General features: G+C 51.2%; 11 protein-coding genes. All 11 read right to left on the bottom strand.

Features of this window, described 5'->3' with window-relative positions:
* Positions 1–128 precede the first annotated feature (128 nt).
* A complete protein-coding gene (locus INT22_RS04440; protein WP_193059640.1) occupies positions 129–365 on the bottom strand; it encodes a hypothetical protein in 237 nt (78 codons plus the stop codon).
* A gap of 12 nt (positions 366–377) precedes the next feature.
* On the bottom strand, positions 378–1,655 hold the full coding sequence (locus INT22_RS04435) for a hypothetical protein (protein WP_193059641.1): 1,278 nt from the start codon (positions 1,653–1,655) through the stop codon (positions 378–380).
* Positions 1,656–2,318: 663 nt separating this feature from the next.
* Positions 2,319–3,347 carry an endonuclease/exonuclease/phosphatase family protein gene (locus INT22_RS04430; RefSeq protein ID WP_193059642.1) on the bottom strand — a complete coding sequence of 343 codons (1,029 nt, stop codon included), beginning with the start codon at positions 3,345–3,347 and terminating at the stop codon, positions 2,319–2,321.
* Positions 3,348–3,402: 55 nt separating this feature from the next.
* Complete coding sequence (locus INT22_RS04425; RefSeq protein WP_193054913.1) at positions 3,403–4,164, bottom strand: Fic family protein; 762 nt, start codon at positions 4,162–4,164, stop codon at positions 3,403–3,405.
* A gap of 84 nt (positions 4,165–4,248) precedes the next feature.
* Entirely contained in the window at positions 4,249–4,476 is a 228-nt protein-coding gene (locus INT22_RS04420) for a plasmid partition protein ParG (protein WP_192539307.1), read from the bottom strand.
* A gap of 82 nt (positions 4,477–4,558) precedes the next feature.
* Positions 4,559–5,188, bottom strand: coding sequence for a ParA family partition ATPase (gene parA, locus INT22_RS04415; RefSeq protein ID WP_192539306.1), 630 nt, complete (start codon positions 5,186–5,188; stop codon positions 4,559–4,561).
* 356 nt (positions 5,189–5,544) lie between these two features.
* Entirely contained in the window at positions 5,545–6,255 is a 711-nt protein-coding gene (locus INT22_RS04410) for a M48 family metalloprotease (protein WP_193067736.1), read from the bottom strand.
* Between the two features lie 317 nt (positions 6,256–6,572).
* Positions 6,573–7,193 (bottom strand): hypothetical protein, encoded by a 621-nt coding sequence (locus tag INT22_RS04405; protein WP_192539304.1) that lies wholly within the window; start codon positions 7,191–7,193, stop codon positions 6,573–6,575.
* Positions 7,194–7,252: 59 nt separating this feature from the next.
* Positions 7,253–7,486 carry a hypothetical protein gene (locus tag INT22_RS04400; protein ID WP_192539303.1) on the bottom strand — a complete coding sequence of 78 codons (234 nt, stop codon included), beginning with the start codon at positions 7,484–7,486 and terminating at the stop codon, positions 7,253–7,255.
* A gap of 2 nt (positions 7,487–7,488) precedes the next feature.
* Complete coding sequence (locus INT22_RS04395; protein WP_193054912.1) at positions 7,489–8,388, bottom strand: DsbA family protein; 900 nt, start codon at positions 8,386–8,388, stop codon at positions 7,489–7,491.
* A 142-nt stretch (positions 8,389–8,530) separates the two neighbouring features.
* On the bottom strand, positions 8,531–8,946 hold a 416-nt coding region (locus tag INT22_RS04390; protein ID WP_226912400.1), incomplete at its 5' end, for a hypothetical protein.

Here is an 8,946-nt window from a genome sequence, read left to right as displayed (position 1 = left end):
ATAGGCGGAGGACAGCGTCTGCTGCTCAGACTCAGTGAGAGGTGCAACGAAGCGCCTTGCCATGGTTCCGTCCGTGTCAGTTATCCTACGTACATTATGCACGAAAACTTTCAGTTAGGCACTTACCTTCAACCCAAAAAAGCCTCTACGCCTTCATCCTTGAGGCTCTGCTTTGCTTCACTTAGCGCTTGAGCGTCAGTCTCAAACGTCTTGTCCCACACAAAAGATGTACCTGCCTCATTAACCACTTCCAGAGTCCAGGTTGTCTCTGCTTCCAAACGGTAGATGCTCACCGTGAATGCATGGCCTTCCGCTTCCACTGTTTCATTGAGCGGGCTATCGACCAGGTTCGGCTCATCTTGCATCACGGCTACTCCTTAACCCTTCGTTTTCTGGATGGCGGCTCGAACGTAACGACGCTCACCGATGATATTCGAGCGCTTGTGTGACGCCTTCATCTCTCGGACTAGAGACGCTGAAGCAAACATACGCGCTTCCACATCAATGACGCGCTTGCCTCGCTTCTTCTCGACAAACTCAACGTGCGAAAGCAGCCCCTCTGCCTCGATCCTTTGTATATGCTCACGGAACTTGCGGCGCGCATGATACGGGCTCTTGTAATTCAGAAGCCCTGTCGTCTCCTGTAAGGACGACAGTTTGAGCGAGTAAGGTGTCTGCTCAGAGATGTTACGGCCGTTGAGCAACAACAACTTGATGATGGCATGACCGACATGCGTTTTGACTTGTGCAACACGAAACACGTTGTACTGCTGATACAGGCCCGCATGAATACCCAGGCTGATAATGGGGTGAAACCTTGCCGTCCAGAAACCGTTTCGATCATGAGCATCAAACCCATTCTGCTCAAATGACACAAGCTCAGGCAGAATCGCCCCTCGCGCATTGATTCCCCCTTTCGAGGTCGAGCGAACAGACAGATTGCACTTGTTCAATACTTCCAAAGAACGCATCAGGGCTGGGTAGCTACGCCCCCTCCCCCAATGCTTGAGCTGTTGCATCAGCTGGTTAATCGTGAAATGCACCCCGTAACTCGGCAATGCGGCATTGCCCTTCGCAGGTTTATGGGATATGTCCGCCGGTTGAAGGATATCGCCGTTATTCATTGCCAGCTTGACCAGCGCCAGCTCCACAAGCTCATCGGTATTATCGGGGTAGCAAAAGATGGTCTGCTGAACGCCGTTGGCTTCTGTCCGAATTTGTGCCGGTGTCATCTCAAGGGTGTAATGCTCGCCGCTGTCTTCAAACGAATAGTTGACGATCCCCATTTCCTTCGCGTCAGGGCTGTTATTGATCCCTTGGATATCGCTGCAATTGTAACGGGGTATGCGCTCCCAAAACTGCATCAGGTTGGACGCATTGGCGCGTTCTTCCGGCGTGTTTGTCAGCGTCGACTGGAAATCACGAAGAGACTGCCCTTCAGGCGTCAGTGCTGCGTCAGGCAGAACATCCGGCTCGGCCAGCTTGAGTGCCGGTACATTGGCAACGTCTTCAGCCTGCCCACTTTCCGGCATGATCGAATCAAGATCGAGTGACAGGTTCGTCGGCGGTGAGTCCGATTGATCGGCTTTGCTTGTTTTTGATCTGCGCAGGTCGCTAGTGACCTTCTCCCAGTCCGTGCGAGGATGCTGTGCCATGTCCTTTCTCTGATTCGGTGAGTACGGCTTTATGGAACTGAGTGTAGCGAAGCGAAGCCGCTCCTTCTATGTACGCTCTGTACACATTCTGCACTTTTTTTGTCGCACCCTGCTTCTATGTACCCTCTGTACAGGTTTCTAACGTGAGAACACCTGTATATTCTATGTACGATCTGTACACATTCTGCAGCGTGAAGCCTCTCGCGTGGACATAGCCTCTTTCTGATTGGAGCCTCCAGAGCAAACCATCGGGTTCTATGTACGATCTGTACACGTTTCTATGTACGATCTGTAAATCTTCTGAGTTATCCACAGATTTTGGGGATAACCCAGTGAAAAAAAGCTGCCATTCTATGTACGCTCTGGACGGGTTTGAGGTATTTCAGGGTTTTGTATGTACGGTCTGTACACGTTTCTATGTACGCAGTGAACAGGTTTTCTATGTACGCTCTGTACGGATTGCCCAGGGCAGTAAGGCCAGAGCCCCCTTTCTATGTACGGAGCAGACAGGTTTCTATGTACGACTCGGACAGGTTTCTATGTATGGAGTGAACAGGTTTCTATGTACGGAGTGGACAGCTTTGATCGCTAAACAACTGTCTGAAATAGATATTTTTGAGCCTCCTTCTTCCCTTTTGTCCTTTTATCCTTTCCATATATCCTTTAGAGATCGCAGGCCAACCCTGAAGAAGAAATGTCCTCTACGCGGCCATCGCTCAAGCCACTGACGGCAACAAGCGTATCAAGTGACGACCAAGGCCGACCATCAACAATCGCTGTTGCCCTGCTCTCGCCGACATGGGGCAGATCGTTTAATTCATCCGCTGGCGCTGAATTGATATCAATGCAGGTATTTGTCTTGGAAGATGCCACGACTGTCGCATCATCGGGTAAGCGCAAAGACGCGCCGTTCAAGGCAATCCATACAGGCACATGATCAGAGATCGCATCACGGGCAACTTCATGATTGATTCCCCAGCGCTCAGGGAATCTCAGAATACCTTGGTCGGTTACTGACAAAGACGTGCCTTCCTGCAGGAACATGTGATCGTAGTGATTCGGATACCTGTCCTCTGTCGTGCTGATCGTTGTGCCTCTGCCATCCTCGTATGCCGCTTCAACACCCAAAAGTTCAAGCGTGTCAAAGCCAAGGTGCTCGCTGTCGAGGTTGAAGTCCCCTGCCAGTATGCGAGGCACACCAGGATAGGCTTCTTCACCTAACCACTGCCAGTAATCAGCCAACCCCTCAATCTCAGGCAGCCGGTCACGAACACTATCGCCATATAGAATATGCACGTTGGCAATGGCAAATGTCTCACTGGTATCTCGATCAGTAAACAGCGCTGAATACGGCTCCCGTGCAAAGACGTCCGCACCGTCGAAAAACACAGCGTCCCCACCCGATGCTGACACCTCTGATTCTCGCCAGAAGAACGCATACGCCTCTTTATAGCTACTGCGCCCGATCAGGTGACTCATCACGTATCCCCAAGGTTCACCTGATGCTTGCTCCAACGACAGATGCAAATTTTCAGCGCCATCTTCGCTCATGACCTCTTGCACTGCGAGCAAATCGAAACTGTTACCTATCTCACCTAAAATCGCTAAGTCCTTGTCGTTGTTCCAGCCCAAGTGGTTAATGTTCCAGGTTGCGATGGCAACGTCAGCATGGACAGACAATGATGAAATCATCAAGGCACCAAAAGCGGATAACCTCAAAACCTTGTTTGATACTATCATCAAAACCTCATTTGCTGTCCGGCTGTCTATTAATGCCCAGCGCCCACCAGTAAGGCTCAAAGCTGTTTTCCACGCTGTCACAAAGCAAGTCGACAAAAAGATCGTAGTTGCCGGTGCAATGGGCAGTATCCAGTGCTTCGTAGTAAGCCAACCGCTGCTCTACCTTGATCAGAGCGGCAGGGAACCCTGCTTTCATCAGCTCGAAATTCATCAGAAGCCGCGATGTCCGCCCATTCCCATCAACGAAAGGGTGAACCTTGACGAACTCACCATGCAAACGGGCAGCTCGCTCAATGGGGTGCAAAGTGCCAGCCTCTTGATGATACCAATGAAGAAAATCGCTCATCGCCTGAGGAACCCTGTAGGCTTCAGGTGGCCGGTGCTCGGCACCTGATATCATGACATTGACCTGGCGATACGCTCCGGCATTCTGATCGTCGACGTTTTTGAGTACCAGCTGGTGCAGCGATTTGATCAACCATTCGGATAGAGGCTCACGCTGCTTAACCCAGTCTTCAACCATCCAAATCGCTTCTCGATGGTTAATAACCTCAAAGTGCTCTCGCAGGGTTTTTCCACCCACCGTAATACCTTCAAGAGCGACCTTGGTTTCCTTGAGCGTGAGCGTATTCCCTTCGATGGCGTTGCTATGGTAAGTCCATTGCAAAACCAGCGATTCATGTAGGTTGCGGACAACGGCATGAGGCAGCGGTCGATACTGATCCAGCTGCTCTTTAAGCCGATCAAGTCGTGAGAACCTGTCAGACATCCGCCCTCTCCTGATCAGTCAACCTCAAAAAACCCGATGGGCTTTTCTTCAAATGAGGTTTTGATGCAATGAATAAAAACACTTTCACGCTTGATCGCCGTCGATCAACTTATCAATTTGTTCACGCAGGATATCCTTGATGGTCATGCCATTCTGAGCCGCGTATATCTTCAACCGCTGATGTTCTTCATACGTCAGATCAATGTTGACCCGTTTTTTGGCCGGTCTGTCTGCCAGGCTCGCTAACGTCGCTTCTTTTCGCTTGTCTGCTTTCGCGCTTGGGCGTCCAGCACTAAGTACACCTTTGGTCATCTCAACAACCTCAAAAAATCATAACTTCAAATCATTATTGCCGCATTAACGTAAAAACTCAATTGATCAAAGCCCCAAAACCTCAAATGAGCTTTGCTTTCAGCTCGTTCATCAATGCGTTGATTTCAATAGATGCGGGGCCGTCAGGGTCTTGGTCGAAGACCGTTGTACCTGTTGCGGCCGTCGTGGGGTAGATAACCCGCTGAGTAACCCGACTCTCAAGCACCGGCAACTCATATTCGTTAAGTGCATTGGTGACTTCCGACCCTATCCGCGTCCCCTTGATCGCCCTGGAGACAACAAACGCCGCTTGCATCTTGCCGTCAGTGATCTCAATACGCTGCTTCACCAACTCGACAAGATCAGCTGTCGCCCAAATATCGTACGGGCTTGGTTGTGCCGGAATCAGCACAAAATCTGCTGCCTTAATGGCAGACGCTGCCAGATCGGCTGCCTGTGGCGCGCCATCAATCACCACAAATTCTTTGCGAGCCAGGTTTTTCAAATCACGCCCTATGGTTGGACGGTCAATGCCGACTACCGGCACCGGCTGATCCTCACGAACCGCTGCCCAATCACGGGCGCTGCCTTGGGGGTCTGAATCAACCAACAGTACATCATGTCCTGCCATCATCAGCGCAGTAGCCAGGTGCGTTGCAATCGTCGTCTTACCCGAACCGCCTTTCTGATTTAAAACCGCAATAACGTGCATTGTATCTCCGCCATCGTGTAGGAACCTTATCTGAGCTTATGAAGAAATGGGGATTTTATCAAATGGTCATAAACTCAAATAAAAGAATGAGGTTATGAGGTTATGAGTCATTACGTTTAAAGGAAGGGGGTATGGGGAGTTTGCGTATATACACCAGCTCAACGCGCATGGAAGGTGAACGATCAGCTTGCTATCGCTAGTATATATGTCAATGCGATAGGGAGTAGCAAGGATATCGTGCTGACGGCCTCCCAATCAGGTCTCAGGAGTCTTATTGGTGCTGAAATTGTGATGAATTGAGCGTATGAGTCTATGAGCTTATACACATAAGCGCTTTGCCTCATGACCACAAATACTTAATTGAGGTTATGAGGTTTTAAGTTAAAACGTTTAAGCGCCTTCACACGCTCGTGGTGCGTCGGATGTGTGCGAAGACAGATAGGCCGCTGCAAAGGCTCAAACGTGGAAGCCGCTGCCAGCGATCTGAACAGCGCGATGCCTGGCTCTGCACCTTCCTGTGACGCTGCAAAGGCGTCAGCGCGAAATTCACTACGCCGTGACGCCCAAAGTGTCAACGCCTCGTAAGCTGCACCACCGAGCTGTCTGCCAGCTTTATCCAAATTTTGGAATAGACGCTCAAAACCAACCAACAAGCGGCAAAGAGGATGGCCTACTAGCGGTATCCAGTAACATAGCCGAACAAGCCATTTCACGACCTTCAAGCGTAGGCGCTGCCAAGCAAGCACGCTGTCCAGAAAGCGCTGCCAGGCAAACACATGGCGGGCATCCCCATGAACCAGATGGCCGACTTCGTGAGCGATCACCCAGCGCAATATGTCCGACGGCAACTGCAAAACACCCGCTGACAGTACCAAGTGAGATTTTCTTATTGGCGGCGCAACGACAAAAGCAACCACATAGGCATTCTCGGCGGCCCAAAGGTGTGGGCATCGGATACGATGTTGCTTGCACAGACGTTGTGTATAGAGCGCGATAGGATGGTCTGCCGATACCTTAACCAATCTCCCCTTGGCCAAACGCTGCAACTGTCGTTTGCGGTGTCTCATCGCTTGCTTCGCCCCATTCCAAACCAAAAGACACAGCAGCCCCCACGCGATCACCAGGGCGAGATGAATCAACGTATTTTGGGATAGCGGCACCCAGTCAATCTCTGGCCATGCAGGACGAACACCGGCGGCGAACAACCAAGAAGAAATATGTGCAAAAACGCTATAAACAGCCCAAAGAATTATTAAAGGTAAAAAAGCACTAAAAATACTCAATAAAATAAAGCCAGCTAAAAAAGCTGTGTTGTGCAAAAAAGCACATAAAAAATTCGCTATGCCTTGTAAAGACCGAAGATAAGAACATTTGCAGAACGATGTCATGAGCCATCGCCTTCTTTACTAATGACATAACGCACTTTTTCAACCAAAGGGTTTATATAATGCTCAACAGCGTTATTTAATCTAGGAAGCCATCCTTGTGTTTTTTTGTCTGCTGAGTCTATCAAGGTTTGCGAGTTAGCCGACTTCCATTGTGAAAGCGATGAAGGGGGCATCCAGTCTGGTAACGTCCGCCAAGGGGTACGATGCGTCGATTCTGTAGGTTTCACTGATGAGGCACCCGACAAAAGCTCGGCATTGACCCAGGGTGCTGGCGCGCCTGGCGGCATATTCCCTTGACCGCCCGCTGTCAAAACATCGAGTCGTCGTCGGGGCTCGGCAAAACGTCCATGTCGTTCTAGCGGTTCAACTGTGATCGTTGCAAGGTGTCGGTCTGGCCGATAATGAGCTGCTTGTACCTCTATCTGTAAACGATCCCTAATATCGGGACACCAGGCACGCTGACAGTCGTGGCTCACGACGATCTGGACGTTGTGGTGGTTTGTCGAATCCGACACAGTATCGCCGGAGGAGATAACTGTTTTCGCCGTTCCCAGGGCAGGCGGAATTGTCAGCGCGAGCCCAAGTGCCATCGCTGGCAATGCTAGATATGGAAGCATGTTCCGCTCCAAAAAAAACGCCCTCAAAAGGGCGTCAGTCATTAGGTGAATGGGGCGTTTTACTCGGCATCGGGCGTCACGGGAGCAGACTGATTGGACGCGTCCAGCCAGTCCCCAATGCCCAGCGAATCCAACAAGCCGCCGACCCAGGTATAAACGGGCATAAAGTATTCCGGCCAAAGGTGCATCAATGCCATCCCCAGCACTGCACCGCCTATCAAGCCTGCCAGGTTCGTTCTGGCCAGAAAGAGGGCGACACCAATGGCAATCGCAATCGGGGAAATGGGGAGCATAATTAACCTTCCTGTTCAGCGGGTTGGCCGTTGGCTGTTCCTGCCTCCGCACTCTCCTGCTCGATCATGCCCCTTAATGCCGAAATGATGGCTCCTGGCGGCTGCGCCCCAGACAAACGGACTTCCTCTCCCGTTTCGTTGTCGATCAAAAACGATGTCGGCGTACCCGTAACACCTTCTGATTGTGCTTCACGCCCAAGAACAGCCACATGGCGTTGTACATCGCTGCTTTGCATACACTGACGAAACGCTGAACGATCAAAACCCATCGTTTCAGCTACATCGAGCAAACCCGCTTCGCGCACCTGATGATTCTCGTAGATATAGTCGTTAAGCGCCCAGAAATGCTGATTATCACCGAGACGGCCTGCACACTCACTCGCCAATGCTTGGGTGGTCGAGTTGGCATCCATGATCGTCATGTGATGGTACTGAGCCTTCATCACGCCCTGACTGCTATCAACAAGTTGCTTGGGAGTATTGTGAAACTGACGGCAGTACGGGCAGTTGGGATCGGAATAGGTGTACAGCGTGAAGCGAGCGTCAGCATCCCCGTATGTCCAGGGCGTATCGTCTTCCAAATCGGTAGGGGCATTGTCATACCCCTCTAACAATGCCTGGCGCTGTGCCTCTTGCTCGGCCTGCGCTCGCTGCTGCATCACCTGATCAACGGCGGCCACCAGGTCAGTGTTACGCGTTTGCTGTCCAGAGGAAGTGTTGATGGCATCGGCAAGGTCAGACAGTTTCGCATTGGTCTGTTGGAGTTGATCAGCCGTTTCAGTCTGGGCGTTCAGCAGCAAACCGAATGCAAGTGTTGCCAGCAATCCGCTGCCGATAATACCGCCAAGCGCAAGGTGCATCGTGCGACGGTCGCCTGTGGCCGAAGATGTAGCTTTTGACATGAGTATTCCTCTGGAATGAAAAGTACCTTGGCAGAGTACGCGCAGGAAATGATCAGACAGGCCAGCGGAACACCGGATTTCTAGGCAAAAACAAAAAACCCCCAAAAAGGGGGCTGTAAGCCTTTGTGAGAGCCTGAAGGCATCAGGCGGCCCAAGGTAGCAGGTAGGGGGTAGAAAACACGACAGAGGCCGTCAGGAGCCAACAGAAAAGGGCGTATAGCTGCAAGCCAATGAAACGCCGCATCCCTCCCTTCCTGACATATCTTCCAGCCGTAGAGATGGCCATAAAGACCCCGCCAACTGCCAGAGCAAGAATCGACGGCATGATCCATTCGATACCGACACCCGCAAATGCCCGCCAGAAAAAGAAAACAAAAAGGCCGATGATCGGGGAAAGAGACACAATGCCCTGTACCGAAACAGCCTGGCGATACTTCCCATGTGGCGTGTCGTCAACAAGGTATGCACGCACCAGACGGTGAGGTAGAAGTGACATAGCTTTCAGTGAACAGCGCAAAGAACGGTTTTGACGGCTCATCAGATTTTGCGCGGGATACC

The organism is Halomonas sp. 3D7M (assembly GCF_014897885.1).
Classification (GTDB): domain Bacteria; phylum Pseudomonadota; class Gammaproteobacteria; order Pseudomonadales; family Halomonadaceae; genus Vreelandella.
Note: the sequence above shows the minus strand (reverse complement) of the source record. Positions and strands in the feature narration are given on the sequence as shown.